General features: G+C 64.4%; 23 protein-coding genes and 1 pseudogene. 5 read left to right on the plus strand and 19 right to left on the minus strand.

Annotation, left to right across the window (positions count from 1 at the left end; translation table 11 throughout):
• Positions 1 to 4: 4 nt before the first annotated feature.
• The 13 genes and pseudogenes from nuoK to ACVWY6_RS07220 form a co-directional block, all read right to left on the minus strand.
• Positions 5 to 304, minus strand: coding sequence for an NADH-quinone oxidoreductase subunit NuoK (gene nuoK / locus ACVWY6_RS07160; RefSeq protein ID WP_023956647.1), 300 nt, complete (start codon positions 302 to 304; stop codon positions 5 to 7).
• On the minus strand, positions 301 to 1,116 hold the full coding sequence (locus ACVWY6_RS07165) for an NADH-quinone oxidoreductase subunit J (protein ID WP_457537065.1): 816 nt from the start codon (positions 1,114 to 1,116) through the stop codon (positions 301 to 303). The genes nuoK and ACVWY6_RS07165 overlap by 4 nt, the downstream gene beginning before the upstream one ends.
• A complete protein-coding gene (gene nuoI / locus ACVWY6_RS07170) occupies positions 1,113 to 1,637 on the minus strand; it encodes an NADH-quinone oxidoreductase subunit NuoI (RefSeq protein ID WP_023956643.1) in 525 nt (174 codons plus the stop codon). Before nuoI ends, ACVWY6_RS07165 begins: the two co-directional genes overlap by 4 nt.
• A gap of 100 nt (positions 1,638 to 1,737) precedes the next feature.
• A pseudogene (gene nuoH / locus ACVWY6_RS07175) lies at positions 1,738 to 2,973 on the minus strand (NADH-quinone oxidoreductase subunit NuoH); the annotation flags it as partial.
• Entirely contained in the window at positions 2,970 to 5,381 is a 2,412-nt protein-coding gene (locus tag ACVWY6_RS07180) for an NADH-quinone oxidoreductase subunit G (protein WP_457537067.1), read from the minus strand. The pseudogene nuoH and the gene ACVWY6_RS07180, both read right to left, overlap by 4 nt.
• A complete protein-coding gene (gene nuoF / locus ACVWY6_RS07185) occupies positions 5,378 to 6,697 on the minus strand; it encodes an NADH-quinone oxidoreductase subunit NuoF (protein WP_457537069.1) in 1,320 nt (439 codons plus the stop codon). Before nuoF ends, ACVWY6_RS07180 begins: the two co-directional genes overlap by 4 nt.
• Position 6,698: 1 nt before the next feature.
• A complete protein-coding gene (nuoE, locus tag ACVWY6_RS07190) occupies positions 6,699 to 7,568 on the minus strand; it encodes an NADH-quinone oxidoreductase subunit NuoE (RefSeq protein WP_457537070.1) in 870 nt (289 codons plus the stop codon).
• Positions 7,565 to 8,872, minus strand: coding sequence for an NADH dehydrogenase (quinone) subunit D (gene nuoD, locus ACVWY6_RS07195; RefSeq protein ID WP_030168722.1), 1,308 nt, complete (start codon positions 8,870 to 8,872; stop codon positions 7,565 to 7,567). Before nuoD ends, nuoE begins: the two co-directional genes overlap by 4 nt.
• Positions 8,872 to 9,579, minus strand: a complete 708-nt coding sequence (locus ACVWY6_RS07200) for an NADH-quinone oxidoreductase subunit C (RefSeq protein WP_457537071.1) — start codon at positions 9,577 to 9,579, stop codon at positions 8,872 to 8,874. Before ACVWY6_RS07200 ends, nuoD begins: the two co-directional genes overlap by 1 nt.
• On the minus strand, positions 9,576 to 10,130 hold the full coding sequence (locus ACVWY6_RS07205) for a NuoB/complex I 20 kDa subunit family protein (RefSeq protein WP_030168726.1): 555 nt from the start codon (positions 10,128 to 10,130) through the stop codon (positions 9,576 to 9,578). Before ACVWY6_RS07205 ends, ACVWY6_RS07200 begins: the two co-directional genes overlap by 4 nt.
• Before the next feature lie 37 nt (positions 10,131 to 10,167).
• Positions 10,168 to 10,560, minus strand: a complete 393-nt coding sequence (locus tag ACVWY6_RS07210; RefSeq protein WP_457537073.1) for an NADH-quinone oxidoreductase subunit A — start codon at positions 10,558 to 10,560, stop codon at positions 10,168 to 10,170.
• Positions 10,561 to 10,788: 228 nt separating this feature from the next.
• Positions 10,789 to 11,205 carry a hypothetical protein gene (locus ACVWY6_RS07215; protein WP_457537075.1) on the minus strand — a complete coding sequence of 139 codons (417 nt, stop codon included), beginning with the start codon at positions 11,203 to 11,205 and terminating at the stop codon, positions 10,789 to 10,791.
• Positions 11,206 to 11,232: 27 nt separating this feature from the next.
• Positions 11,233 to 13,401 (minus strand): MMPL family transporter, encoded by a 2,169-nt coding sequence (locus ACVWY6_RS07220; RefSeq protein ID WP_457537076.1) that lies wholly within the window; start codon positions 13,399 to 13,401, stop codon positions 11,233 to 11,235.
• Between the two features lie 143 nt (positions 13,402 to 13,544).
• Here ACVWY6_RS07220 and ACVWY6_RS07225 point away from each other — a divergent pair, with 143 nt between their 5' ends.
• Positions 13,545 to 14,372 (plus strand): crotonase/enoyl-CoA hydratase family protein, encoded by an 828-nt coding sequence (locus ACVWY6_RS07225; RefSeq protein WP_023956622.1) that lies wholly within the window; start codon positions 13,545 to 13,547, stop codon positions 14,370 to 14,372.
• 77 nt (positions 14,373 to 14,449) lie between these two features.
• Here ACVWY6_RS07225 and ACVWY6_RS07230 read toward each other — a convergent pair whose 3' ends face one another.
• The 4 genes from ACVWY6_RS07230 to ACVWY6_RS07245 all read right to left on the minus strand — a co-directional run bounded on the left by ACVWY6_RS07230 (position 14,450) and on the right by ACVWY6_RS07245 (position 18,304).
• On the minus strand, positions 14,450 to 15,616 hold the full coding sequence (locus ACVWY6_RS07230; RefSeq protein WP_457537078.1) for a thiolase family protein: 1,167 nt from the start codon (positions 15,614 to 15,616) through the stop codon (positions 14,450 to 14,452).
• A 43-nt stretch (positions 15,617 to 15,659) separates the two neighbouring features.
• Positions 15,660 to 16,817: an acyl-CoA dehydrogenase family protein gene (locus ACVWY6_RS07235; protein WP_457537080.1), complete on the minus strand. Its 1,158-nt coding sequence runs from the start codon at positions 16,815 to 16,817 to the stop codon at positions 15,660 to 15,662.
• A gap of 148 nt (positions 16,818 to 16,965) precedes the next feature.
• Positions 16,966 to 17,412, minus strand: coding sequence for a DUF6764 family protein (locus tag ACVWY6_RS07240; RefSeq protein WP_062795053.1), 447 nt, complete (start codon positions 17,410 to 17,412; stop codon positions 16,966 to 16,968).
• A 376-nt stretch (positions 17,413 to 17,788) separates the two neighbouring features.
• Entirely contained in the window at positions 17,789 to 18,304 is a 516-nt protein-coding gene (locus ACVWY6_RS07245; protein ID WP_084247967.1) for a hypothetical protein, read from the minus strand.
• Between the two features lie 159 nt (positions 18,305 to 18,463).
• On the opposite strand from ACVWY6_RS07245, the gene ACVWY6_RS07250 reads away from it, so the two are divergent.
• On the plus strand, positions 18,464 to 19,084 hold the full coding sequence (locus ACVWY6_RS07250) for a TetR/AcrR family transcriptional regulator (RefSeq protein ID WP_099381952.1): 621 nt from the start codon (positions 18,464 to 18,466) through the stop codon (positions 19,082 to 19,084).
• A 57-nt stretch (positions 19,085 to 19,141) separates the two neighbouring features.
• The gene (locus ACVWY6_RS07255; protein WP_457537082.1) at positions 19,142 to 21,487 is read left to right on the plus strand and encodes an MMPL family transporter; all 2,346 of its coding nucleotides are present in this window, start codon (positions 19,142 to 19,144) and stop codon (positions 21,485 to 21,487) included.
• A 79-nt stretch (positions 21,488 to 21,566) separates the two neighbouring features.
• On the opposite strand, the gene ACVWY6_RS07260 is transcribed toward ACVWY6_RS07255, so the two are convergent.
• On the minus strand, positions 21,567 to 22,442 hold the full coding sequence (locus ACVWY6_RS07260; RefSeq protein WP_457537083.1) for an oxidoreductase: 876 nt from the start codon (positions 22,440 to 22,442) through the stop codon (positions 21,567 to 21,569).
• Between the two features lie 102 nt (positions 22,443 to 22,544).
• On the opposite strand from ACVWY6_RS07260, the gene ACVWY6_RS07265 reads away from it, so the two are divergent.
• Together ACVWY6_RS07265 and tgt are read left to right on the plus strand one after the other, a co-directional pair.
• A complete protein-coding gene (locus tag ACVWY6_RS07265; RefSeq protein ID WP_457537085.1) occupies positions 22,545 to 23,408 on the plus strand; it encodes a helix-turn-helix transcriptional regulator in 864 nt (287 codons plus the stop codon).
• Between the two features lie 84 nt (positions 23,409 to 23,492).
• On the plus strand, positions 23,493 to 24,755 hold the full coding sequence (gene tgt, locus ACVWY6_RS07270; RefSeq protein ID WP_457537087.1) for a tRNA guanosine(34) transglycosylase Tgt: 1,263 nt from the start codon (positions 23,493 to 23,495) through the stop codon (positions 24,753 to 24,755).
• A 1-nt stretch (position 24,756) separates the two neighbouring features.
• Here the strand turns inward: tgt and ACVWY6_RS07275 are convergent, their stop codons facing one another.
• Positions 24,757 to 25,473 carry an RDD family protein gene (locus ACVWY6_RS07275; RefSeq protein ID WP_062795060.1) on the minus strand — a complete coding sequence of 239 codons (717 nt, stop codon included), beginning with the start codon at positions 25,471 to 25,473 and terminating at the stop codon, positions 24,757 to 24,759.
• Positions 25,474 to 25,642 lie beyond the last annotated feature (169 nt).

Below are 25,642 nucleotides of genomic sequence, written 5' to 3' on the forward strand. Positions count from 1 at the left end.
TGTCTCATAGCTTCAGCAGGTCGGCATCGTCGACCGAGGCCGAGTGGCGGGTCCGGAAAATGGTCATGATGATCGCCAGTCCGACAACAACTTCGGTGGCCGCGACGACCATGGTGAAGAAGGCGATGACCTGACCGTCCAGGTTGCCGTGCATTCGGGCGAAGGTGACGAAGGCCAGGTTGCAGGCGTTGAGCATCAGTTCCACGCACATGAACACGACCACGGCATTGCGGCGGATCAGTACGCCGGATGCCCCGATCGTGAACAGCAGAGCCGAGACGTACAGGTAGTTCTCGGGATTCATGACCGCCGCCCACCGGCGCGATCCGACTTGGCCGACCCGAGGTTGGGGCCCGCCGGATCCCGGGGCTCGAGGACATCACTCACCGACAGATCGGAGAACGAGCCGTCGGGTAGCGAGGCCGGCATGTCGACGGCGTTGTGCCGGGCGTAGACACCGGGATTCGGCAGAGGTGTGCGGCGCCCGGCTTCGCGAAAGCGTCGGACGGAGAGCTCGCGCTGACTGTCCCGATCGCCGAGGCGTTCGCGGTGGGCCAGCACCATCGCTCCGATGGTCGCGGTGATGAGCAACGCGCCGGTGAGCTCGAACGCCCACAGGTACCGGACGAAGATCAGCTCGGCGAGTCCTTCGACGTTGCCTCCGGTCGCGGCTCCCGGTGAGCGGTCCGACACCACCGTCGTCGAGTCGTCGACTCCGGCAAAGGCTGTGACCGTGGCACTTCCGATCCCCGCGATCAGCAGGATCCCGAATCCGAGCCCGGCGCAGATGGCACCGAGTCGTTGTCCACGTAGTGTCTCGACCAGTGAATCGGACGAGTCCACCCCGACCAGCATGAGAACAAAAAGGAACAGCATCATCACCGCGCCGGTGTAGACGACGATCTGAGCCACACCCAGGAACAGCGCGCCCTGCGCGATGTAGAAGACCGCAACGATGATCATCGTCATGGCCAGGAACACCGCCGAGTACACAGCCTTGGTTGCGCACACCACACCCAGCGCGCCCAGGACGGCGACAGTGCCGAGTACCCAGAACTGGACCGCCTCGCCCGTGGACGTTCGGGTGAGTGACTCAGCTGCCCACGCCGGGTTCATTGCGGCACTTCGTTTGTGGCGATCACCGAGCCGCGGTAGTAGTCCTCGTCGGTGCTGCCCGGTTGCATCGGGTGGGGCGGTGACTCCATGCCCGGTTCGAGCGGGGCGAGGAGTTTGTCCTTGCCATAGATGAGGTCGGCGCGGTTGTCGTCGGCCATCTCGTACTCGTTTGTCATGGTGAGGGCCCGGGTGGGGCAGGCTTCGATACACAGCCCGCATCCGATGCAGCGTAGGTAGTTGATCTGGTAGACGCTCCCGTACCGCTCGCCGGGTGAGAAGCGTTCCTCTTCGGTGTTGTCCGCACCCTCGACGTAGATCGCGTCGGCCGGGCACGCCCAGGCGCACAGCTCGCAGCCGATGCACTTCTCGAGTCCGTCGGCATAGCGGTTGAGCTGGTGTCGCCCGTGATAGCGCGCCGCTGTCGGAGCCTTCTCCTCCGGATACAACTCGGTGTTGTTCTTCTTGAACATCGACGAGAACGTGACCCCGAAACCGGCAAGTGGTTCAAGCGGATTACGCATCGCTGCTCTCCTTCATCGGAACGGGTTGCGAGGCCGGTGTCGGCTCCGAACGTGTTGTGGCCGGTAGTGCCGATCCGGTTTGTCCACGCGATGTCTGGCCGGGCCGGCTCTGCCCGGTCAGTGGCGGCACCGGGAATCCTCCGGCCATGGGATCGAACGGTGCGGAAAGGTCGGGGCCTGCGTTCGCCTCACCGGCTCGCCGTCGTTTGGAACGACTCATCACCCAGAACACAGCCAGCAAGGCGATCGCGAAGACCACACCGGCGATGACGTCGACCACTGAACCGATGTCATGGCCCTCCACCCGCAGAGCACGGATGGTTGCGACGACCATGACCCATCCCAGTGACACCGGGATGAGGATCTTCCACCCCAGCGTCATGAACTGGTCGTAGCGCAGCCGCGGCAGCGTGGCCCGCAGCCAGATGAAGAAGAAGAGGAAACCCCAGACCTTGGCGACAAACCAGATCAGTGGCACCCAGCCGGAGTTGGCGCCATCCCAGATCGAAAGGGGCCACGGCGCATGCCATCCGCCGAGAAACATCGTCGCGGCGAGGGCCGATACCGTGGCCATGTTGATGTACTCCGCCAGCATGAACATCGCGAACCGCAGCGATGAGTACTCGGTGTGGAAGCCGCCGACCAGTTCGCCTTCTGCCTCGGGGAGGTCGAAGGGCGCCCGGTTGGTCTCGCCGACCATCGAGAACACATAGACGACAAACGAGGGGAGGAGGAGAAAGACGTACCAGGTGTCGAGTTGACCGTCGACTATCCCCGACGTGGACATGGTGCCGGCATGGAGGAAGACCGCCGCGAACGTCAATCCCATTGCGATCTCGTACGAGATGACCTGCGCCGTCGAACGCAACCCACCGAGTAGTGGATACGTTGAGCCGGAGGCCCATCCGGCGAGAACGATGCCGTACACGCCTACCGAGGTGACGGCGAGGATGTACAGCACGGCCACCGGAAGATCGGTCAATTGAAGTGGTGTTCGGTGACCGAACACCGAGACCACCGGTCCGAACGGGATCACGGCAAACGCCATGATGGCCGGGATGACGGCGATGATCGGAGCGAGCAGATAGATCGGCTTGTCGATCCCGCGGGGAATGATGCCCTCTTTGAGGGCGAGCTTCACACCGTCGGCCAGGCTCTGTAGCAATCCCATGGGCCCGACACGGTTGGGTCCGACGCGGGTTTGCATCCACGCCATCACCTTTCGTTCGGCGAGAATGGCGACCAGAGTGGTCAGCAGTAGAAAGACGAAGACGATCAACGCCTTGGCGAGGATGAGCCACCAGGGGTCGTGGCCGAACTCGGACAGGTCGTTCATGGCCGCACCCCCCCGTCCGCACGGTGGACCTTCACGATGCTGCCGATCGCCGGCCCGAGTTCGGCGTAGACCTGACTGCCCGGTGAATTCAGCGGCAGCCAGACCACCCGATCGGGCATGTCGACCATGTCCACCGGGAGAGTGATGGCCCCGCGGTCCGTGCTGACCGTGACGAGATCGTCTGCGGCGAGGCCGTTTTCGACGGCGGTGGCCGCCGACATGCGTGCCACCGGTCGCCGAGCCGTACCTGCGAGGTGGGGCTCACCGTCTTGCAGACGACCGGAGTCGAGCAACAACCGCCAGCCGGTCAGGATGGCCTCGCCACGCCGAGCTGTGGGAAGTTCTGCCGCAGAGGCGTCGGGCGCTGGGGCGCCGGCACCCGACCAGGCCCCGAGACCGGCCAGCTCAGCTCGGGCTCTGCCGGGGTCGGGGAGCCCGAGATCCATACCCATCTGCCGCGCGATTGCATCGAGGACGCGGAGATCGGGCATCGAGTCGGTGGCGGGCAGTGCGGTTGCGAACGATCTGGGGCGTCCCTCCCAGTCCACGAAAGTGCCGCTCTTCTCGACCACCGGTGCCACCGGGAACACCACGTCGGCGCGATCGGTGACGTCGCTGGTCCGCACTTCCACACTCACGATGAAGGGCGCGTCGTCCAGTGCGGAGCGTGCGGCGTCAGGGTCGGGAAGGTCGTCGAGTTCGACACCGCCCACGAGCAGCGCCCCCAGTGACCCGGCACCCGCCGCCGCCAGGATCTGACCGGTGTCCAAGCCGGGTTCCTGTGGCAGATCGGGCCCCCACACGGTTGCGAGCTCTGCGCGTGCCTCGGGGTCGGCCACGGGCCGCCCACCCGGCAGAAGACCGGGCAGCGCACCGACTTCCAGTGCGCCACGGTCACCGGCTCTGCGGGGGATCCACGCGAGTCTGGCGCCGGTCGCACGGGATAGAGCGGCGGCCGCCGACAGTGCGCCGCGCACCGACGCGAGGCGTTCGCCGACCACGATGATGGAGCCGGGCCGGGTCAGGGCGGCCGAGTCGGTGAGCGCGGTGAGTGCGCCGGGTTCATCGCCCGGTACCACCGGGATCACCCGGGCCGACAGCTTCTCCAGGCCACGGCTGCGATAGGGCGCGATGGCCTGCACCACCATTCCCTTCGTGCGCACCGCTTTGCGCAGTCGGAGGAACACGATTGGCGATTCCTCTTCGGGTTCGAAGCCGGCGAGTAGTACCGAGGGCGCGTTCTCGAGGTCGGTGTAGGTGACGTCCAGGAGACGTCCGGCCACATTCGCCGCCAGGAACTGTGCTTCCTCGACCGAATGGTCGCGGCTACGGAAGTCGATGTTGTTGGTGTGCAGCCCTGTTCGAGCGAACTTGGCGTAGGCATACGCGTCCTCGACCGTTGCGCGTCCACCGACGAGAACCCCGGCCCGACCGCGGGCCGCGCGCAGTCCGCGTGCAGCGATGTCCAGCGCATGTGACCAGGATGTCGGCACCAACTCTCCGTCCGCGTCGCGGATGAGGGGTGTGGTGATGCGATCGCGAGCAGTGGCATAGGTGAATGCCCATCGGCCTTTGTCGCAGTTCCACTCTTCGTTCACCTCTGGGTCGTCCCCGGCCAGTCGGCGCATCACCTTGCCCCGCCGATGATCGGTGCGCTGTGCGCATCCGCTTGCGCAGTGCTCGCAGACGCTGGGGCTGGAAACGAGGTCGAACGGTCGGGCACGAAAGCGATACGCCGCACCCGTCAATGCCCCCACCGGACAGATCTGCACGGTGTTACCCGAGAAATAGGACTCGAATGGTTCGTCTGCCGCGATCCCCACCTGCTGCTGGGCTCCTCGTTCGAGGAGATCGATGAACGGGTCGCCGGCGACTTGTTCGGAGAACCGGGTGCATCGTGCGCACAGTACGCACCGCTCGCGGTCGAGCAGCACCTCACTCGAGAGTGGAATCGGTTTGGGGAAGGTACGTTTGACCCCTTCGAAGCGCGACTCTGCCCGTCCGGTGGACATCGCCTGGTTCTGTAGCGGGCACTCACCGCCCTTGTCGCACACCGGGCAGTCCAGCGGGTGGTTGATCAGGAGCAGTTCCATCACCCCACGCTGGGCCTTCTCCGCAATCGGCGAGGTGATCTGGGTGCGCACCACCATGCCCTCGGTTGCCGTGGTGGTGCAGGAGGCGAGGGGTTTGCGTTGGCCCTCCACCTCTACCAGGCATTGCCTGCATGCCCCGACCGGTTCGAGCAGGGGATGGTCGCAGAACCTCGGGATCTGTACACCGATCAGTTCAGCGGCGCGAATCACCAAGGTGCCCTTGGGCACACTGAGCTCGACGCCATCGATGGTGATCGTCACGAGATCGAGGGCCGCCCAGCCCCCCGACGCCGGGCTGTTGTCGACGGCCGTCATCGCGCACCTGCGTTCATGGGAGCACCTGCTGACGCGAACAGTGTTGCTCGCGCCGGATCGAACGGGCAGCCGCCGTGCTCGGCATGGGCCACGTACTCGTCACGGAAATATTTGAGAGACGACATGATCGGGCTGGCTGCTCCGTCACCGAGAGCGCAGAACGACTTGCCGAGAATGCTGTCGGAGATGTCGAGGAGTTTGTCGAGGTCGGCTTCGGAACCGCTGCCGTTCTCGAGATCTCGGAGTATCTGCACCAGCCAATAGGTGCCCTCGCGGCAGGGAGTGCACTTTCCACACGACTCGTGGGCATAGAACTCGGTCCACCGCAGAACTGCGCGGACGATGCAGGTGGTCTCGTCGAAGATCTGTAAGGCCTTGGTGCCCAGCATCGATCCGGCTGCGCTGACGCCTTCGTAGTCCAGGGCGACGTCGAGGTGCTCATCGGTGAAGATCGGGGTGGACGAGCCACCGGGGGTCCAGAACTTGAGTTGGTGCCCGGCGCGAACACCGCCTGCGTAGTCGAGCAGCTCGCGCAGCGTGATGCCCAACGGTGCCTCGTACTGTCCCGGTTGTGTCACATGGCCGGACAACGAGAACAGGGTGAACCCCGGCGACTTCTCACTTCCCATCGATCGGAACCATTCGTTGCCGTACTGGATGATCGGCGGCACGCTGGCGATGGACTCGACATTGTTGACCACGGTGGGGCTGGCGTAGAGGCCGGCGACGGCGGGGAAGGGTGGACGCAGACGCGGTTGTCCGCGGCGCCCTTCCAGCGAATCGAGCAGCGCGGTCTCCTCACCACAGATGTAGGCGCCGGCACCGGCGTGCACCACCACGTCGAGATGGAAACCACTGCCGAGGATGTTGTCGCCGAGGTATCCGGCGGCATATGCCTCGGCGACGGCGTTGTGCAATCGGCGTAGCACCGGGACCACCTCGCCGCGCACGTAGATGAAAGCGTGTGCCGCGCGAATGGCATACGCGGCGATGATGATCCCCTCGATCAGCACGTGTGGGGTGGCGAGGAGGAGCGGCATGTCCTTGCAGGTACCCGGTTCGGATTCGTCGGCGTTGACCACGAGGTAGTGGGGCATGCCGTCGCCCTGGGGAATGAACGACCACTTCATCCCGGTGGGGAATCCGGCCCCTCCCCGTCCTCGCAGGCCCGACTCCTTGATCGTGGCGATGACCGTGTCGGGCTCCATCGCCAGCGCCTTCGAAAGTGCCTGGTAGCCCTCGTGTTCGCGGTAGGTGTCGAGCGTCCAGGACTCGGGCTCGTCCCAGTAACGGCTCAAGACCGGTGCCAGTGGCATCTCACACCTCCTTGCTGTCCGTGGTCGCACTGTGATCGTGCGGCTGCGCATCCGGCGCCGGTGCCGGCTTGTCTGCGGCCGTCCGGGATGCTTCGGCTTCATCTGCAGCACCGGTACGGCCCGCGTCGGGGGAGGCATTGTTCGGAAGGTCTGGGCGACTGGTGGCGGGGGCCTGCATACCCCGGTCCCTGGCGATGAGGAGGCCGGCCAGGCTGGGATCACCGGCACTCCCGGCAGCGTCCGAGCTACCAGGCCGGGAATCAGGGAAACCTGCCAGGATGCGGGCTGTTTCGCGAAAGGTGCACAGCGGCGCACCACGTGTCGGGGTGACCTGTTCGCCTGAACGCAATGCGTCCACGAGCACGCGGCCCGACTCCGGCGTCTGATTGTCGAAGAACTCCCAGTTCACCATCACCACGGGTGCGAAGTCGCACGCCGCATTGCACTCGAGATGTTCGAGCGTGATCGACCCGTCCGCGGTGGTCCCTCCCGGGGCCACCCCGAGGTGGTCGATGAGGTCGGCAAGGATCTCATCACCGCCCATGACCGCGCACAAGGTGTTGGTGCAGACCCCGACCAGGAAATCCCCGGTCGGCCGCCGCCGGTACATCGAGTAGAACGTGGACACGGCGGTCACCTCCGCCGGCGTCAGCTCGAGAAGCCCTCCGCAGAAGGCGATCCCGGCTGGCGTGATGTACCCGTCCTCGCTCTGGACCAGGTGCAGCAGCGGCAGCAATGCGGACCGTGCATCGGGATATCGGGCGATGATCTCGCGGGCGTCCGGCTCGAGCCGGGCCACCACATCGGCGGGATAGCGCTGCTCCGGCGGCACCGGATCACCGAAGGTGAGAAAGACGGGCTCAGCAGTCATCGGTCCACTCCGCCCATCACAGGGTCGATGCTCGCGACCGCAGCGATCACGTCCGAGATCATCCCGCCCTCGCACATGGCAGCCACCGCTTGCAGATTGGTGAAGGAGGGGTCGCGGAAGTGCACCCGGTACGGTCGGGTCCCGCCGTCACTGACCATGTGCACACCCAGCTCGCCCCGAGGCGATTCGACCGACACGTACACCTGGCCCGGCGGCACCCTCATGCCCTCCGTGACCAGTTTGAAGTGGTGGATGAGCCCCTCCATCGACGAGCCCATGATCTCGGAGATGTGTTCGCGTGAATTGCCCAACCCGTCGCTGCCCACAACAAGATCGGCAGGCCATGCGATCTTCTTGTCCTCCACCATGATCGGGCCGGGGCGCAATCGGTCGAGGCATTGCTCGACGATCTTCAAGGACTCCTTCATTTCCTTGACACGAATCAGGTAGCGACCGTAGGAATCGCACGCCACATCGGTGATCACGTCGAACTCATAGTTCTCGTAACCGCAGTACGGCGCAGACCGTCGGAGGTCGTGCGCCAGACCGGTCGCGCGGAGAATCGGGCCGGTGACCCCCAATGCCATACAGCCGGTGAGGTCCAGGTAGCCGATCCCCTGAGTGCGTGCCTTCCAGATGTAGTTCTCGCTCAACAGGTCTTCCATGTCCCGTAGTCGCCCGGGGAGCACCTCGAGAACTTCGCCGATCTTCTCCACCGCCCCGTCGGGCAGATCTTGAGCCAGACCACCCGGCCGGATGAAGGCGTGATTCATCCGCAATCCGGTGATCATCTCGAAGATGTCGAGGATCAGTTCGCGCTCGCGAAAGCCGAACAGCATGGCGGTCACCGCGCCGAGTTCCATGCCGCCGGTCGCCAGCGCGACCAGATGCGAGGAGATGCGATTCAACTCCATCAGCAACACCCGGATCACGTTCACCCGTTCCGGTATCTGATCGGTGATGTCGAGGAGCTTCTCCACGCCCAGGCAGTAGGCGGTTTCGTTGAAGAACGGCGACAGGTAGTCCATCCGGGTCACGAACGTGACACCTTGCGTCCAGTTGCGGAACTCGAGATTCTTCTCGATGCCGGTGTGGAGGTAGCCGATTCCGCAGCGGGCCTCGGTGACCGTTTCTCCTTCGAGGACCAGGATCAACCGCAGCACACCGTGAGTCGAGGGATGCTGCGGCCCCATGTTCACCACGATGCGTTCCTCGCCGGACTCGGCGGCCGAACTCACGATGTGGTCCCAGTCCTGGCCTGTGGCAGTGAACAGGTTGCTGCCCGTGTCGATGTTGTCGCTCATCAGTTGTAGGACCTCCGCTGATCAGGCGGCGGTATACGCGCGCCCTTGAACTCCACAGGGATTCCGCCGAGGGGGTAGTCCTTGCGCTGTGGATGTCCCGCCCAGTCGTCCGGCATCTCGATCCGCGTCAGTGACGGATGGTCGTCGAAGACGATGCCGAAGAAGTCGTAGGTCTCGCGTTCATGCCAGTCGGTGGTGGGGTAGATCGCGTGCAGCGACGGGATGTGGGGGTCGGCGTCGGGAACGGCGACCTCGAGCCGGACTCGCCGGTTATGGGTGATCGACATGAGCGGGTAGACCGCATGGAGTTCGCGGCCGGTCTCGTCGGGGTAGTGCACTCCGCTGACACCCAGGCAGAGCTCGAAGCGCAACTTCGGGTCGTCGCGCAGTGTCTGTGCGATCACCTGCAGATGCGCGGGAAAGACATGCAGGGTGAGTTCTGAGCGGTAGACCACGATCTTCTCGAGGGCGTCGAAGATCTCGACAGGTGCGTCGGCCTTCTCCAGCGCCTGCCCGAGGGTGTCCACCACTTCGTCGAAATAGCCACCGTACGGACGAGGAGTGCTGCCCGGCAGGGTGATCGGGCGGATGAGGCGACCGTAACCAGACGTGTCGCCGCTGCCTCGTACGCCGAACAGCCCCCGACGGACACCGATGACCTCGCCGGGAGCGTCGTCGCGGGTAGGCCCGTCATCGGGCGGCGTCATCGCAGCAACCCCTTCATCTCGATGGTGGGGGTGGCGGTGAGTGCTGCGGCCTCAGCTGCTTTGACGGCCTCCACCCGGTCGACCCCGAGCGGCATGTCCTGAATCTTCTCGTGCAGCTTGAGAATGGCGTGCAACAGCATCTCGGGCCGCGGCGGACAGCCGGGCAGGTAGATGTCGACCGGCACGACGTGGTCCACGCCCTGCACGATCGCGTAGTTGTTGAACATGCCGCCCGATGAAGCGCAGACACCCATGGCCAGAACCCATTTGGGTTCAGCCATCTGGTCGTAGATCTGCCGGAGCACCGGTGCCATCTTCTGGCTGACCCGTCCGGCGACGATCATCAGGTCGGCCTGCCTCGGCGACGCCCGGAACGCTTCCATGCCGAACCTGGCGATGTCGAAGCGCCCGCCGCTGGTGGCCATCATCTCGATTGCGCAGCAGGCCAATCCGAAGGTGGCGGGCCACAGGGAACCCTTGCGCATGTATCCGGCGAGACCTTCGACGGTGCTCAGCAGGAACCCGCTCGGCAGCTTCTCTTCGAGTCCCATGGTGGTTACTCTCTTTTCGAATGTGTCCAGCAGACAATCAATCCCAGCTCAGGCCGCCCCGCCTCCATTCGTACGCGTAGGCAACCGAGACGTTGAAGATGAACAGCGCCATGGCAATCAAGCCGAACAAGCCGAGCGAGTCGAAGTAGATCGCCCACGGGTACAGGAAGACGATCTCGATGTCGAAGATGATGAAGAGCATGGCTGTGAGGTAGTACTTGACGGGTATCCGCTGGCCGGCAGATAGCCCGGCGCTTCCAGAATCTCTGCCTCGCAGGGGGTTCGGAATGGGTTCTATCCCGCATTCATACGCTTCGAGTTTGGCACGGTTGTAGCGGCGGGGCCCCACCGCGGAGGCCAGCATTGCCGAGAAGACCGCGAAGGCGGCGGCGATGGCACCGAGAACGAGGATCGGCACGTAGAGATTCATGGCACCGAATCCTCCTTTCCCGCGAGTGGCGGTGGAGAGCGGCGGTCATCGACCGGGCGGACGGGCACGCTGTCCGAGGGTGCGACCGCACATGGGCTGTGTGTGATCTGAGACACACGCTACTCGTGAGACCTCGGTGCTCGGCAGGGTTCTCGCGGTGACACGGGTTGCCGATTTGTCATCCCAGTTATCTCGATCGCGCATAAATGTACGCGGGTCAGAGGGGAGTCAGCGTGATGGATGCAGGACTTCCACAACGGCCTGGGTGAGGGTGAACGGATCAAGAGGCCGGGGGACAACCGCCTCGGCCTGCGACCAGTTGGCAAGCCAACTGTCCTCGGCACGACCGGTGAGAACGACCACGGGAGGGCAGCGGTCCACCTCGTCTTTGAGTTGTTTGGCGATTCCCATGCCGCCCGCGGGAGACGCCTCACCATCGAGGATGACCAGATCGATGCCGCCCTCGTCCATCCTGGCTTGCACGGCGGGCTGAGTTGCCACCTCGACGTAGGTGAACGGGGCGAGTCCGGAAGGGGGGTGGTCGCCCAGTGCCTCGATGACCTGCCGGCGGGTGGCAGCGTCGCTGCTGTAGACCAGAACCCGCAGCACATCAAGACGATTGGAACGCGACGGTGCCTCTGTCACCAGGCCGATGCTACGCGCCGGGCACCGTCAGGAGCGGGCAGTTGATGAATCTGCGGGGCCGCTGGCAGTCGCGGCGCCATCGGGCCCCGAGGGTGGCGACTGCTTCGGCCCACCGGGCACGTCGTTCGCCGGCCACCAGAACGCCTTGCGCTGCAACACCGAGAGAGCGGGCACCAGCGTGGGTGCCATCACAAGCGATGCGAGCAGGACACCGATCGCGACTCCCGCGCCGAGCTCCTTCAGGTTGTCGAGTCCGGTGAGTGTGAGCGAGGCGAAGGTCAGCGCCAAGATGGTGCCCGCCGCGGCGACCGTCGGACCGTCGTTGGCGATCGCTATCCGCGCCGCGTCCGGAGGTGAATGGCCGTCGCGGAACTCCTCTCGCAAGCGCTCGGCGAGCAGGATGTTGTAGTCGGTGCCGATTGCGACCACGAACAGATAGAGGACGATCGGCGTCGAGAAGTCGATACCTGCGAGGCCGGCGGCGTGCAGGAAGACGATGACAAGAGCGCCGAGTGTGGCGGCGAAAGTGAGCCCGACACAGATGAGCAAATTGATCGGTGCGAGAACCGACATCAGGAGCAGTCCGAGGATCACACCGACGATCACCACGGCCACCGGGAACACCAGACCGGTGTCGGAACCGAGCTGTTTTCGCACGTCGACCAAGGTCGACGTCTGTCCGCCGACGTAGACCTCGGCCCCGGGGATCGAATCGTGTGCTGTCTGCCGCACAGGGCCTTCCACCGTGTCGAGAGCGTCGGTTGTGTACGGACTCTGGGTCAAGATGACGTTGATCAGTGCGGCCGTGCCGTCCTGACTGATCCTGGGTGGCTGCACCGACGCCACGCCGGGGACCTTCGCGAGGTTTGCCTCGAGCGCAGCCAACTGGTCCTGTGGGACCGGGCCAGGTGTCTTCACGTACACCTGGGTCGGGCTCAGCGCCCCTGGGGGCAGTGAGTCGGCCAGTGTGTCGAACGCTTGCTGAGACGGTGTGTCCGAGGGCATCTCGGCCAGTGTGTCGTAGGTGGCCTTGTAACCAGTGCTAAAGATCGCCAGCACGATCAGGCCTGCCACAACGGTTCCGACCACGATGATCGGTCGGCCGCCGACGAATCGGCCGATCCCGGCGAACGGCGAGCGTCTGGGGTGGTGGCCCGGTCCGAGGGTCCAGAAGAGGTGGCGATGCAGGACGGTGAAAATGGCGGGGATGAGCGTCAGGGCGGTCATCAGCATGACTGCCACGGCGATGATCAGGCCTGGTGCCAGCGAACTGAGTGAGCCAAGCTTGGCGAGGAACAGCGCGGAGAATGCCCCGATCACTGTCAGTGCCGACGACGCGACCACCCGGCCGACAACTCGCGTCGAGAGAATGATCGCCGGATTGTGAGAGTCGCCCTGCCGCAACTCCTCCCGGTAACGGAAGAGCAGGAAGACGATGTAGTCGGTGCCGACGCCGAAGAGCACGACCACCAGGATCGCGTCGAGGGTGGTGCTCACCTCGAAGTCGAAAAGGTCTGCCGCCATGGCTGTCACACCACGAACAGCGATGAAGACCACTCCGATCACGACTATGGGCAGGATCGCGATGATGGGACTGCGGAACACCAGCCCGAGTGTGAGCAGGATGATGACCACCGTCGCAATGGTGATGACCTGCTCGGCATCAGCGTAGGCGGCGTTGCTGTCGACAGATATCGCGGCGTTGCCCGTGAGACCCGCTGCGAGCCCGGTGCCTTCGAGGTCCTTGGTGGCATCGTCGCGCACATCGGCCACCGCATCGTTGACCGTCTCGTCACCCGGCTGCCCGGCGAAGGTCACCTGGAGCGCGGCCACCTTGCCGTCTGGCGAGAACGATTGGGGACTGCCGACGACGCTCGTGACGCCGGGAATCTTGGAGTCCTGCAACGTTGTTGCCAAACCCAGGGCGGTCTGTTGATCATCCGGCGTGAGTGGGGCACCGTCCGGACGAGATACCACCAGACTGCCGCTGGCCCCGGCCGTCGCCGGAAAGTACTCGTTACCCAACTCCTGAGCGTGGACCGATTCGAACGACGATGGCAGGAAGTCTTGCTGATTGTTGCTCGTGCGGTCCTCGAGGTTGGGCGAGAACAGGATGATCAACACGGCGATGACCACCCAACCGGCGATGAACCGCCACGGATGAGCGACAACTGTGCGGGCGATGACAGCGAACATGGGAACTTCCGTCCGAGGGTCGGGCACGTACATGCTCGCTCCGCGTCTCGCGATCTTGCGCGGGTGCCGTCGCAAGATGTTGCCCGGGTCGAAGCGGGAAAAGCATATCGCCTGACGGCGGGCGAAGGGGGAGAATCCATTGCATGACCAACCCCAACGATGTGACCGGGTCACATGAAGTCGTCGTCGCTCATACCGAGGACAGCATCACCACCTGGACGCTCAACATGCCCGAAGCCCGCAACCCCATCTCAGGCGACGAGGTCGTGTCCCGGATGGTCGACCTTGCCGCGGCCGCCAACGCGGACCGGAACGTACGGGTGGTGATCCTCACCGGAGCGGGGTCGGCGTTCTCGGCCGGCGGCAATGTCAAGGACATGGTGGACCGGGTCGGCATGTTCGGCGGCAATCAGGCCGACATCCAGCACGGCTACACCAGCGGGATACAGCGACTGACGCGGGCAATTTACGGTTGCGAGGTGCCGATCATCGCGGCGGTGAACGGACCTGCAGTGGGCGCCGGATGTGATCTGGCCTTGATGGCAGACATGCGAATCGCTTCGGAGAAAGCCTTTTTCGCGGAGAGCTTCGTGAAGCTGGGCCTGATACCAGGCGATGGTGGAGCATGGCTGCTGCCGCGTGCGGTGGGTGCGGCACGCGCCGCGGAGATGGCCTTCACCGGCGACCGCGTGGATGCGGCGACCGCGCTGGAGTGGGGACTCGTGTCGCGGGTGGTGGCCGCCGACGCCCTCATGGACACCGCCAAACAGCTGGCCGCCCGCGTGGCCTCGAATCCACCGAATGCGCTGCGTCTCACGAAGAAGCTGTTACGCGAAGCGGATACGCAACACCTCGGCGGCATCCTGGAGTTGTCGGCCGCCATGCAGGCGATCTCGCACGGCACGGCTGATCATCGCGAAGCGCTGTCCGCCTTTGTCGAACGTAGGCCCGGGCAGTTCACGGGAGACTGACGGACCGACTCAAACCCGTTGACGCACAGAGCGGCTGCCACCGGCCCGGTGGCAGCCGCCTGAACGGCTCGATCGGATCAGAGCAATTCGAGGATGGTCGCGTTGGCCATGCCGCCGCCCTCGCACATCGACTGCAGTCCGTACTGGATGCCCTGCGCCCGCATCCGGTGGATCATCGTGGTCATCAGTCGTGCACCGGACCCGCCCAGCGGGTGGCCGAGCGCCATGGCGCCGCCGTCCGGATTGAGTAGCTTGTAGTCGGCGCCCGTGCTCTTCTGCCAGCCGAGGGACACCGACGCGAACGCCTCGTTGATCTCGAAGGTGCCGATCTGGTCGAGGGACATCCCGGAGCGCTGCAACACCTTCGCGGTGGCCGGGATCGGGCCTTTCAGCATCGTGATCGGGTCGGCGCCCACCACCGCCACCGAATGCACGCGGGCGATGGGGGTCCATCCGTACACCGACGCAAGTTCACTGGTGGTGACCAGAAGCGCGGCGGCGCCGTCGGAGATCTGAGAGGCATTGCCCGCGGAGATCACCCCGTCTTCCTTGAATGGTGTCTTGAGTCCCGCCAGCTTCTCGAGTGTGCCGCCTCCGCGAACCCCCTCGTCGGTGGTGACCACGGTTGCCGTTCCGTCTTCGGCCGTGACGGTGATGGGTGCGATCTGGTCGACGAAACGTCCTTCGTCGATGGCGTTGCCCGCCTTCTCGTGCGAGTCGAGGGCGTGCTGGTCCAGATCTGTTCTGCTCAAGCCGAATTCCTCAGCGATCATCTCCGCACCGATACCCTGATTGAACACGAAGTTGTCGTAACGCTTGCGCACCATCGGCCCAAAGGGTTCGCCGTGTTCGCCACTGGCGCGGGCCGCACCCATCACCACACGCGACATCGACTCCACACCGCCGGCAACGGCCACGTCGTAGTGGCCCGCGATAACTCCGGCCGCAGCCAGATGCACTGCCTGCTGCGAAGATCCGCACTGGCGGTCCACGGTGAGCCCGGGCACCGACTCGGGCCAGCCGGCAGCCAGTACCGAATACCGGCCGATGCAGCCGGCCTGTTCACCGACCTGGGAAACGCATCCCCAGATCACGTCGTCCACCCGTTCGGGATCGAGGCCGTTACGGGCGGCAAGCGCCTGCAACACCTGGGCGGACAGATCGACCGGGTGGATACCGGACAGGCCGCCACCACGTTTGCCGACTGGACTTCGAACGGCATCGACGATCACTGCATCACGCATTGTTTGTTCTCCTGCTGTTTCGGATCACTCGGATCGGGCGGGCTCAGATGCCCAGGGATTTGGCGATGATGGTCTTCATGACTTCGCTTGTGCCACCGTAGATTCGGGACACACGCGTGTCCGCGTAAAGACGGGCGATGGGGTATTCGGTGACGTACCCGTATCCGCCGTGCAGTTGCAGGCACTTGTCGATCACCCGCCCCGCGCCTTCGGTGCAGAACAGCTTGACCTTGGCCGCATCGGCCACGGTGAGGTCACCCGAATCGTGGAGCTCGAGTGCACGGTCGGCCATCAACACGATGGCTTCGACGTCGGTGGCGCACTCGGCGAGTACGAACTTGGTGTTCTGGAAAGCCGCCAGCGGCTTACCGAAGATGTTGCGGTCCTTGACGTAGTCCAGCGCATGCCGCAACGCGGCCTGGGCGGCGGCCGACGACTGCAACGCGATCGTCAGGCGTTCCTGCGCGAGGTTGTGGGTGAGGTAGTTGAAGCCCTCGCCCTCCTCACCGAGTCGGTCTTCTACCGGGACGCGAACGTTGTCGAACGAGAGCTCAGCGGTGTCAGAGGCTTTGAGCCCGATCTTCTGCAGCTTGCGTCCCACCGAATATCCCTGCGATGTGGTGTCGACACACAAGATGCTCAGACCGCCGCGCCGGTTCTCGGGGGTGCTCGCCGCGGTTCGGCAGACCACCAGGACAAGATCGGCAAGGGCGCCGCCGGTGATGAAGGTCTTGGCGCCGTTGAGGAGATAGTGACTGCCGTCATCGGACAGCTTTGCGGTGGTTGCGATGTTGGCCAGGTCCGAGCCGGTCCCGGGTTCGGTCATCGCGATCGACGTCATGATGTCGCCGGAGATGAATCCGGGAAGCCAGCGCTTCTTCTGTTCGTCGGTTGCGTACTTCACCAGGTACGGCAGGATGAGGTTCGAGTGAACCGAGTAGGTGCCGAACGTGACACCTGCGCGGGCCGCCTCTTCGGTGACCACGGCACTGAACTTGAAGGTGTCCGCTCCACCTCCGCCGAACTCTTCGGGCGCCTCGATCCCGAGGATGCCCATCTCGCCGAGACGGCGATAGAAGTCGCGGGGCGGATGGCCCTGCTCCTCCCATTCGTGGTGCACCGGTGCGACTTCGCGTGTGATGAAGTCGCGCACCACCTTTCGGAAAGCTTCATGTTCTTCGTCGAACACCGTGCGGAGCATTGCTCCTCCATCTTCAAGTGCACCGATCGCGGTCGGTCCGCGACGCAAGGTTCACTTAGCAAACTAGAACACCAGGTGATGGAGGGTGAGCGCTATCGCCGGAATCGGGGCCCGAAACTCACATGGATGAGTCTCGGGCCCCAGCCGGTCAGCCGAGTGGGATCTGGGTGGTGCCGTTGTTGAAGCAGCCGCTCCAGGTCTGGAAGTCTCCGGCGAAGCTGATTCCGTCAGTGCACTGCACCCGGTTCTGGCCGTCGACCACCACAGTCGCTCCCGGCCCCGCGATACCGATGGACAACCCCGGATTCACGCCCTGCATCTCGACAACCGCCCCTGGTCCCAGCGCGATGGCAGCGGGGCCTGAGAAGTTGTTGCCGGTGGACACGGCGACGCCGCCATCTGCGGTGATGGCGAGTGTGAGGCCGGTCGGACCCGAGGACGAGTAGCAATTCGCACCTGCACTGGTCTGGCCGGGCAGGCTTGGGCAGATCTCAGGAGCGGCGGTGGCGGTAGGTGCGGCGGCGAAGGTGAGTGCGGCGGCACCCGCGCCTGCTGCTGCGGCGGCGACGACGGACTTGCGAGTGAAACGAATCATTCTCGAGCTCCTTTTTCGATGCGGCATTTTGTGACGACTACCACACGTGTTCGGAGCCGAAACAAAGGTGGATTGCCTGGGTATGAAAAAAGTCGAAATAGGTGGTTTCGGGCGTTGGGATTCTCGCCGAGGTTCGGTGTGGGGGAATACGTGGTGCGGTTTACCTAGCGGCGATTCTCGTCGTTGCTCGGTCTGTAGGGCGAGCGTGTGCGGGTTGGGTGAGCGGCGTTGACGGCCTGCTCGGGATTCTGGCCGTTGCTCGGTCTGCGGGGCGAGCGCGTGCGGGTTGGGTGAGCGGCGCTGACGGTCTGCTCGGGATTCTCGCCAACGCTCAGCCCGTCAGTCACGCGACCCCACCTGCGACAGACCAGCCAGATCACTCGATGGCAAAACCGAATGCGTCCGATCCACGGGTGCATCGGGAGAGCACCCCGCGGGTTTGTGACGGGCCGCAATCCCAGCCGCTGACCTGCTGCGGAGTCCCTGTCGCGATTTTCGGGCCGTACTCCCTGGCAACCGGCATCACTGCGGCACAGTCGACGCCGCTGCCGGCGAAGATGACCACCTGTAGCGCGCCGTCGGGACCGTTGACCGTCTCGCACCGGACGCCCTCGATGGCGGGAAGTCGCTTCGAGTCGGGAATTGAGGTGGCCGGCGGCAGTGACGGGCCGGGGACGGCTGGTGCGTTCGAGTTCTCGGTCGACGGTGTGCGCGATGAGGTGGTGCCGGGCTCGGCCGGAGAACTCGAACCGATCGCGGCGTTGCCGGAACTCTGCGCGGTCGACGAGTTGCCAGGCGCGGTCGAGTCGTCTCCGCCGCAGGCGGAAAGCGTGACGACCGCGCCCGTGGCGATCACCAAAGGTCCGGCAAGTCGGAGGAGAGCGGTACGCATGGGGCAACCGTAGCGAACCGCATCCGGGCCCACATGACGGAGACGCGTCCACCGCGCGAGGTGATGCCCGCCACTCCAGTGGCCCCGTGTGACGTGTTTGGTATTTTTGCACCCGACAGAAAAGTTGCAGAACTCTGCAAGTTCCGTACGGTGGAAGTCATGCAAGAAATGGGCTTACGCGAATCCAAGAAGGCAGCCACGCGGCTGGCTCTGGCGACTGCGGTGCTCCGTCATGCATCGGACGGCGGCCTCGAGTCGGTGTCCGTGGAGACCGTCGCTGCAGAGGTCGGAGTATCCGCAAGAACCTTTCACAACTACTTCCCGAGCAAAGAGGATGCGCTGATCTATTTCGTCGGCGTCATGCTCGACCGCCTGGCCGATCTGATCGAGTCGCGACCGGGGGGAGAGGTGCTGTGGGACTCGGTCGAGTACGCCTTGACCGAGATCGCCTGCGACACCGAAGCCGATCCGGGGCAGTTCCTGACCCTGATCCGTCTGCTCGAGACCGAGCCGACACTGGCCGACCACAAACACAGTGACGGACTGGCCGCGGAACAGAAGGCCCGGTTCGAGTCGGTCGTCGGATGCCGCGGTGAATCCACCGACTTGGGCCTGTACGAACGCCTGGTCTTCGGCAACGCGCTGGTGACCCTGCGCGTGGGGTTGGAGATGTGGAGCGAGGGGCTCGCCCCGCACACCGACCTCCGTGAATTCCTCGGCGAAGCATTCCGTCTCACCAAGTGCGGCTTGTCCCGCCCGATGTCGACACCACATCCCTGACCTGACGCCTACCGGCGCACCCAAACCTCCCGAAGACCCACTGGAAGGACCAGCACCATGGCCACTTATCTCTATCGAATAGGCAAATGGGCCTATTCGAACAAGTTCAAGATGATCGCGATCTGGCTACTCGTGCTGGTCGCGATGGGTGTGGCGGCCGCAACGCTGTCGAAGCCAAATTCCGAGAGCTTCTCGATTCCGGGCATTCCGTCGGAAAAAGCTCAGAATCAGATGGTCGAGGCCTTCCCGGAAAAGCCGAAGTTCTCCGAGGACACATCGGTCAAGTACGTGGTGAAGGCCCCGGAGGGTTCGAACCTGAACACTCCGCAGAATCAGGCCACCATCAACCGCATGGTCGAGCAGATGAAGCAGTTCGACAAGGTCAAGCAGCCTGATTCGATCGCCAATCCATTCGAGACCTACGGAACACCTGACAGTCCCGGGCCCGGCTGGAACGCGGTCACCGAGTTCCAGACCCAGCAATTCGGGAAGTCGCCCGTGGAAGCGGCGGCCGACGCCCAGGCCGGGTCACCGATCAACAAAGACCAGACAATGGCCCAGCTCGGTGCGTCCTTCGACGTCGAGGCCAGCGCGGACGTGAGCGCAAAGGCTCACGAGCAGATGGAAGACGTCGCCGATCAAGCGCGCAAGGGGGGTCTCACGGTCGAGATGTCGGGTACGGCCCTGCCGCAACCCGCGATCGGTCTCACCTCTGAGCTCATCGGTATGGGCGTCGGTGCGATCGTCATGATCCTCACCTTCGCGTCGCTGGTCGCCTGGGGCATGCCGCTCATCACCGCGATCGTCGGTGTGGTGATCGGCATGATGGGAGTCACGGCAGCCACGTTCTTCTTCGATCTCAGCTCGGAGACCCCGATCCTCGCGACGATGATCGGTCTCGCGGTCGGCATCGACTACGCGCTGTTCATCCTGTCCCGCTACCGGCATGAGGTGCACACCTCCAAGTCTCGTGCCGAGGCAGCCGGAAAGGCCGTCGGCACAGCGGGTTCGGCCGTTGTCTTTGCCGGTGCGACCGTGTTCATCGCGCTCGCAGCCCTTTTCATCGTCAACATCCCGTTCCTCACGGCGATGGGCCTGGCCGCGGCCGGCACGGTGCTGGTAGCCGTCCTCGTCGCGCTCACGTTACTGCCCGCGATCCTCGGTCTCTTCGGCGGCAAGGTGTTCGCCGGCCGGATCAAGGCCCTCAACGCTCCTGACGTGACGCCTGCCGATCCGGCGCGCCGCCACAACGGCCAGCGTTGGATCAACCAGGTGGTCAAGCGGCCCGCGCTCTTCGCGATCGCACCGATCATCCTGCTCGCGCTGATCGCACTTCCGATGGCCGGTCTGAAGTTGGCTCTCCCCAACGACGGCAGCGGCGACCCCAGCACCACGCAGCGCAAGGCGTACGAGCTGGTGGCCGAGGGCTATGGTCCGGGCCAGAACAACCCGTTTGTGGTTGTTGTCGACGGCAGCGCCATCGCGGACGAGACGCAGCGGATCGACGCGTTCAACGGTCTGGTCAACCAGATCAAGGGCGTCGACGATGTCGCCACAGCGCTGATCAGCCCCGGCGACGTGAACGCGTCCAGCGACACGGCGATCATCTCGGTGCTCCCGGCGAGTTCGTCGGGAGAAGAGGCCACGCAGCAGCTCGTGAAGGACCTGCGAGGCCTGGAATCGAGTGTCACCGAGTCGACCGGGCTCACCTACGGTGTCACCGGGCAGACAGCGATCGAGATCGATGTGTCCGATCAGCTCAGTTCGGCACTGATCCCGTACCTGATCGTCGTGGTCGGACTGGCGTTCATCCTGTTGATGATCGTGTTCCGCTCGATCCTGGTCCCGCTGACCGCCGCACTGGGCTTCCTGCTCAGCGTGGGCGCCACCTTCGGTGCCACGGTGGCGATCTTCACCAACGGTGACCTCGGGCTGATCGGCAATCCGCAGCCTCTGGTCAGCTTCCTGCCGATCATGCTCATCGGCGTGGTGTTCGGACTCGCGATGGATTACCAGGTGTTCCTGGTGACCCGGATGCGCGAGGCGTACGTCCACGGTTCGTCGGCCAAGGATGCGATCGTGTCGGGCTTCAGTCACAGTGCCCGCGTGGTGGCAGCCGCGGCCGCGATCATGATCTCGGTGTTCGCCGCCTTCATGCTGCAGGAGATGGTGTTCATCAAGGCGATGGGATTTGCGCTGGCGATCGCGGTGTTCTTCGACGCCTTCATCGTCCGTATGACGCTGATCCCGGCCGTGCTCGCCCTTCTGGGCGACAAGGCGTGGTCGCTGCCCAAGTGGCTGGACAAGATCCTGCCCAACGTCGACATCGAGGGCGAGAAGCTCAACAAGACGTTGGCCGCCGAGCAAGCGGAAATCGACAGGCGCGAACAAGTGTCCGTCTGAGCGTCGTCGCGCACCACACTCACCCCACCAGCTCGCTGAGCTGGCGGGGTGAGTTCGTTTGTGGGAGAGAATCTCTCGGCTAGGGCCCAGCTATCGTGCTCAACTCGGCATAGTCAGCGTCGGACAGCTGCACGCCGGCGCCGGCAGCGTTGTCGCGCAGGTGGGCGACCGATGAGGTGCCAGGGATCAGCAGGATGTTCGGTGAACGCCGGAGGAGCCACGCCAGAGCAACCGACATCGGTGTCGCGTCGAGTCGAGTCGCCACCGAGCTCAGCACCGCCGACTGCAACGGGCTGAAACCGCCAAGGGGAAAGAACGGTACGTAGGCGATGCCGTCGGAGTTCAACGAGTCGATCAGCTCATCGTCGTGTCGGTTGGCCACGTTGTAGAAGTTCTGGACGCAGACGATCGGCGCGAGCGTGCGTGCCTCGGCGACCTGGTCAGGTGTCACGTTGCTGAGCCCGAGGTGCCGGATCAGCCCCTCCTGCTGCAACTCCGCCAGGGTCGTGAAGGCCTCTTCGATGGATCCCGACTCCGGGCCCGTGGGACTGCCCACCCGCAGATTGACCACGTCGAGCGCATCGAGTCCGAGATTCTCGAGATTGGAACGGACGCTGTCGCGCAGCTGCTGAGGCGATCGAGCCGGCGGCCAGCCGCCCTGGGCGTCACGATGCGCGCCGACCTTCGTGATGACGTGGAGCGAGTCGGGGTACGGGTGAAGTGCCTGTCTGATGAGCTGATTGGTGATGTAGGGCCCGTACGCGTCGCTGGTGTCGATGTGGGTGATGCCCAGCTCCACCACCTCGCGCAGGACATTGACCGCAGCGCTGCGGTCGGCCGGAGGTCCCATCACGCCGGGGCCTGCCAGTCGCATTGCGCCGTACCCGAAACGGGTGAGCTCGAGCTGATCGGTGAGCGGAAAGACCCCGCCGGGTAGTTGTGTTGCGTTTGTCATGTCCCCACCGTGCGAGACGCGACGAGACCGTGCCAGTGCCCCGGTCTTCCTGGGAGTGACAGGGACAGTCACGCCGAGCGCAAGTCTGAGTACGGTCGACGTATGGGCGGCAACGGACAACTCGGCGACTACCTTCGAGCCCGACGGGAGCTCGTTCGGCCAGAGGACGTCGGGCTGCCGGTGATGGGGCAGCGCCGCGTGTCGGGGTTACGCCGCGAGGAGGTGGCGATGCTCGCCGGCATCAGCTCCGACTACTACCTCCGGCTGGAGCAAGGACGCGACCACAATCCGTCGGTGCAGGTGCTCGAATCACTCGGCCGCGTACTGCAACTCGACGAGACGGCCACGGCATATCTCATCGGACTCGCTGCGTCCCAGACACGCAAACGCACGCGACGTCACCGCCGCGAGACGGTGCCCGAGGGCATCCGCCAACTACTTGCCACCATCGGAATGCCTGCCTTCGTGGAGAGCCGACACTTCGACGTGCTCGCCGCCAACGACCTCGCCCGCGCCGTGTCACCTAATCTGCGTGTCGGTCAGAACCGCTTGAAAGCGTTGTTCCTCGACCCCGGCGAACAAGCACTCTGTCCGAATCATGAACTGGCCATGAGCCACCTCGTCGCGGGCTTCCGACAGTCGGTCGGCACCGACGTCGATGATCCGCGAGTTGTGCAGATAGTGGGGGAGCTTTCCCTGGCGAGCGAGCAGTTCCGTCGGTTGTGGGCTCGGCACGACGTGCAGGTTCGGGTGGGCACTCAGACCCCGATGTACCACCCGCAGGTCGGCGAGCTGATGCTCTACAAAGACAGGCTTGCCGTCGATGCTTCCGAAGGTCTTGTCTTGGTGATTTATCACGCGGCGCCCGGAACCGACAGCGCAGAGAAGCTCGCTCTGCTCGCATCGCTGGCCGCGCCGTCGGCGCCGGAGTTGTCGGCGCGTGCAGTGGACGTGACGGACGGCTGATCGCCGGGGCCTCTGGTCGAGGAAGTCTCGCCGCCACACCCCGGCGTTTTGCCCGGTGGTGCGGCGCACTGGGAAGATGCATCGGTGAACGATCCCCAACAAGGCCCCGACCGCAGCTTCACCCTCGGGACCAGCCTGGCCGGCACACTCGGACGAACCGGGACGATCAATACGCCGCACGGGCAGATCAAGACGCCGGCATTCGTGCCGGTCGGGACCAAGGGGACGGTGAAGACCGTGGTTCCCGAGGCGGTGCGCGACCTCGGTGCTCAGGCAGTCCTGGCCAACGCCTATCACCTGTATCTGCAGCCCGGTCCGCACATCATCGACGAGGCGGGTGGTCTCGGGAAGTTCATGAATTGGCCCGGCCCCACCTACACCGACAGTGGCGGCTTCCAGGTGATGTCGCTGGGGGCCGGCTTCAAGAAGGTCATCGCGATGGACGTGACCGGCATGCAGAACGACGAGGTGATCGCCGAGGGCAAGGAACGATTGGCCCGCGTCGACGACGACGGGGTCACGTTCAAATCGCATCTGGATGGTTCGCCCCATCGGTTCACCCCTGAGGTGTCGATGCAGATCCAACACCAGTTGGGCGCCGACATCATCTTTGCGTTCGATGAACTCACCACGTTGATGAACACCCGTGAGTACCAGGAGACGTCGCTCGAGCGGACGCGGCTCTGGGCGATCAGGTGCCTGGCCGAACACAACCGGCTGACCGCCGAACGCAGCCATCGACCGACCCAGTCGCTCTGGGGAGTGCTGCAGGGCGCGCAGTACGAAGACCTGCGGCGCAAGGCGGCGCGTGATCTGGTTGCGATGAGCGAACGCGACGTCGACAACGGCGGCCGCGGTTTCGGTGGCTACGGAATCGGGGGCGCACTGGAGAAACAGAACCTGGGCACCATCGTCCGGTGGGTGAACGAGGAACTGCCACAGGACAAAGCGCGACATCTACTGGGGATCAGCGAACCGGACGACATCTTCACCGCGATCGAGAACGGGGTCGACACGTTCGACTGCGTGTCGCCGTCGCGGGTGGCGCGCAACGGGGCCATCTACTCACTCGATGGTCGCTACAACGTGACGAACAGCCGGTTCCGCAACGACTTCGGACCGCTGGATCCCGAGATCGAGAACTACACAACGCAATACACCCGGGCGTACATCCACCACTTGTTCAAAGCCAAAGAAGGCCTGGCGGCCACACTCTGCACCATCCACAATGAACACTTCATCGTGACGTTGGTGGAGCGGGCGCGCCAGGCCATCGAAGACGGGACCTACTTCGAGTTCCGTGACGAGTTCCTCGGCCGGTACTACGCGCAGGCGAAAACCTCGTGAATTAGCCGGTCTTGACGACCTTGGTGCCACCGGCGAACTTGTCGTGGATGCCCTGGTTGTTCGGGTCACTGTTGATGGTGACACCGATGGCGATCAGGATTCCGAGCGAGGCGAGGCTCAACAGGAACGGCAAGATCGGCACGAACGAGAGCAGCGACGACAGGAAGCCGATCAGCATCCAGGAGTTCCGCTTGAGTGACTCTTCCTGGGTGGGCAGTCCGCCCGACACGCCCTGAACCTTCAGCTTCAGGAGCTGCTTGCCCAACGTTGCGCCCGAACGGGTTTCGAAGAACACGAAGTAGGCCAACCCGGCGAGGCTCAGGATAAGGGAGACGATCAGCGACACGATGAAGATGTCGACGACCAGCACCACGATCGTCGAAACGATGGCCAAGACCACGCCGACGATGATGGCGTCGATGATCCTGGCGCCCAAGCGAATTCCGGCGCCTGCGGTCTGCCCGAATCCGGCGCCCGCCTGCGGCTGTCCGTAGCTGGACTGGTCGCCGAACTGGGGCGGCGGGGGGTAGCTGCCCTGCGAGGGCGGAGGATAGTTGCCCTGCGGCGGCGGGTAAGAACCTGCCGGCGGCGGGGTGCCTGGCTGCTGGTAGGAACCGGGAGGCGGACCTGCCGGGCCGCCTTTACCCAGGTCCGGGTTCGGCGGGGGATTGTTGCCCGGGTAGTTGGGGTCGGGGCCTGGGTACTGCGGTCCGCTCATGACGTTCGTTTCCTCTCGCGGCGAAGGCACGCTTCGCACCTACCTGATGGTCGTGACGAGTCTAAACCGGACAAAGGTGGGTTGCCGGTTGTTTGGACCCCTGAGGGGTGTCTAGCCAGCGTTGATTCGAGTAAGCGATCATCGACCGTCACTTGGCGTTTGAGCAGGT

The sequence above is a fragment of the Williamsia sp. R60 genome (assembly GCF_054063855.1).

What these genes read in the sequence shown, in the direction of transcription:
- nuoK (WP_023956647.1), bottom strand. Translation starts at nt 304, where the DNA reads ATGAATCCCGAGAACTACCTGTACGTCTCGGCTCTGCTGTTCACGATC.
- ACVWY6_RS07165 (WP_457537065.1), bottom strand. Translation starts at nt 1,116, where the DNA reads ATGAACCCGGCGTGGGCAGCTGAGTCACTCACCCGAACGTCCACGGGC.
- nuoI (WP_023956643.1), bottom strand. Translation starts at nt 1,637, where the DNA reads ATGCGTAATCCGCTTGAACCACTTGCCGGTTTCGGGGTCACGTTCTCG.
- ACVWY6_RS07180 (WP_457537067.1), bottom strand. Translation starts at nt 5,381, where the DNA reads ATGACGGCCGTCGACAACAGCCCGGCGTCGGGGGGCTGGGCGGCCCTC.
- nuoF (WP_457537069.1), bottom strand. Translation starts at nt 6,697, where the DNA reads ATGCCACTGGCACCGGTCTTGAGCCGTTACTGGGACGAGCCCGAGTCC.
- nuoE (WP_457537070.1), bottom strand. Translation starts at nt 7,568, where the DNA reads ATGACTGCTGAGCCCGTCTTTCTCACCTTCGGTGATCCGGTGCCGCCG.
- nuoD (WP_030168722.1), bottom strand. Translation starts at nt 8,872, where the DNA reads ATGAGCGACAACATCGACACGGGCAGCAACCTGTTCACTGCCACAGGC.
- ACVWY6_RS07200 (WP_457537071.1), bottom strand. Translation starts at nt 9,579, where the DNA reads ATGACGCCGCCCGATGACGGGCCTACCCGCGACGACGCTCCCGGCGAG.
- ACVWY6_RS07205 (WP_030168726.1), bottom strand. Translation starts at nt 10,130, where the DNA reads ATGGGACTCGAAGAGAAGCTGCCGAGCGGGTTCCTGCTGAGCACCGTC.
- ACVWY6_RS07210 (WP_457537073.1), bottom strand. Translation starts at nt 10,560, where the DNA reads ATGAATCTCTACGTGCCGATCCTCGTTCTCGGTGCCATCGCCGCCGCC.
- ACVWY6_RS07220 (WP_457537076.1), bottom strand. Translation starts at nt 13,401, where the DNA reads ATGTTCGCTGTCATCGCCCGCACAGTTGTCGCTCATCCGTGGCGGTTC.
- ACVWY6_RS07225 (WP_023956622.1), top strand. Translation starts at nt 13,545, where the DNA reads ATGACCAACCCCAACGATGTGACCGGGTCACATGAAGTCGTCGTCGCT.
- ACVWY6_RS07230 (WP_457537078.1), bottom strand. Translation starts at nt 15,616, where the DNA reads ATGCGTGATGCAGTGATCGTCGATGCCGTTCGAAGTCCAGTCGGCAAA.
- ACVWY6_RS07235 (WP_457537080.1), bottom strand. Translation starts at nt 16,817, where the DNA reads ATGCTCCGCACGGTGTTCGACGAAGAACATGAAGCTTTCCGAAAGGTG.
- ACVWY6_RS07240 (WP_062795053.1), bottom strand. Translation starts at nt 17,412, where the DNA reads ATGATTCGTTTCACTCGCAAGTCCGTCGTCGCCGCCGCAGCAGCAGGC.
- ACVWY6_RS07245 (WP_084247967.1), bottom strand. Translation starts at nt 18,304, where the DNA reads ATGCGTACCGCTCTCCTCCGACTTGCCGGACCTTTGGTGATCGCCACG.
- ACVWY6_RS07250 (WP_099381952.1), top strand. Translation starts at nt 18,464, where the DNA reads ATGCAAGAAATGGGCTTACGCGAATCCAAGAAGGCAGCCACGCGGCTG.
- ACVWY6_RS07255 (WP_457537082.1), top strand. Translation starts at nt 19,142, where the DNA reads ATGGCCACTTATCTCTATCGAATAGGCAAATGGGCCTATTCGAACAAG.
- ACVWY6_RS07260 (WP_457537083.1), bottom strand. Translation starts at nt 22,442, where the DNA reads ATGACAAACGCAACACAACTACCCGGCGGGGTCTTTCCGCTCACCGAT.
- ACVWY6_RS07265 (WP_457537085.1), top strand. Translation starts at nt 22,545, where the DNA reads ATGGGCGGCAACGGACAACTCGGCGACTACCTTCGAGCCCGACGGGAG.
- ACVWY6_RS07275 (WP_062795060.1), bottom strand. Translation starts at nt 25,473, where the DNA reads ATGAGCGGACCGCAGTACCCAGGCCCCGACCCCAACTACCCGGGCAAC.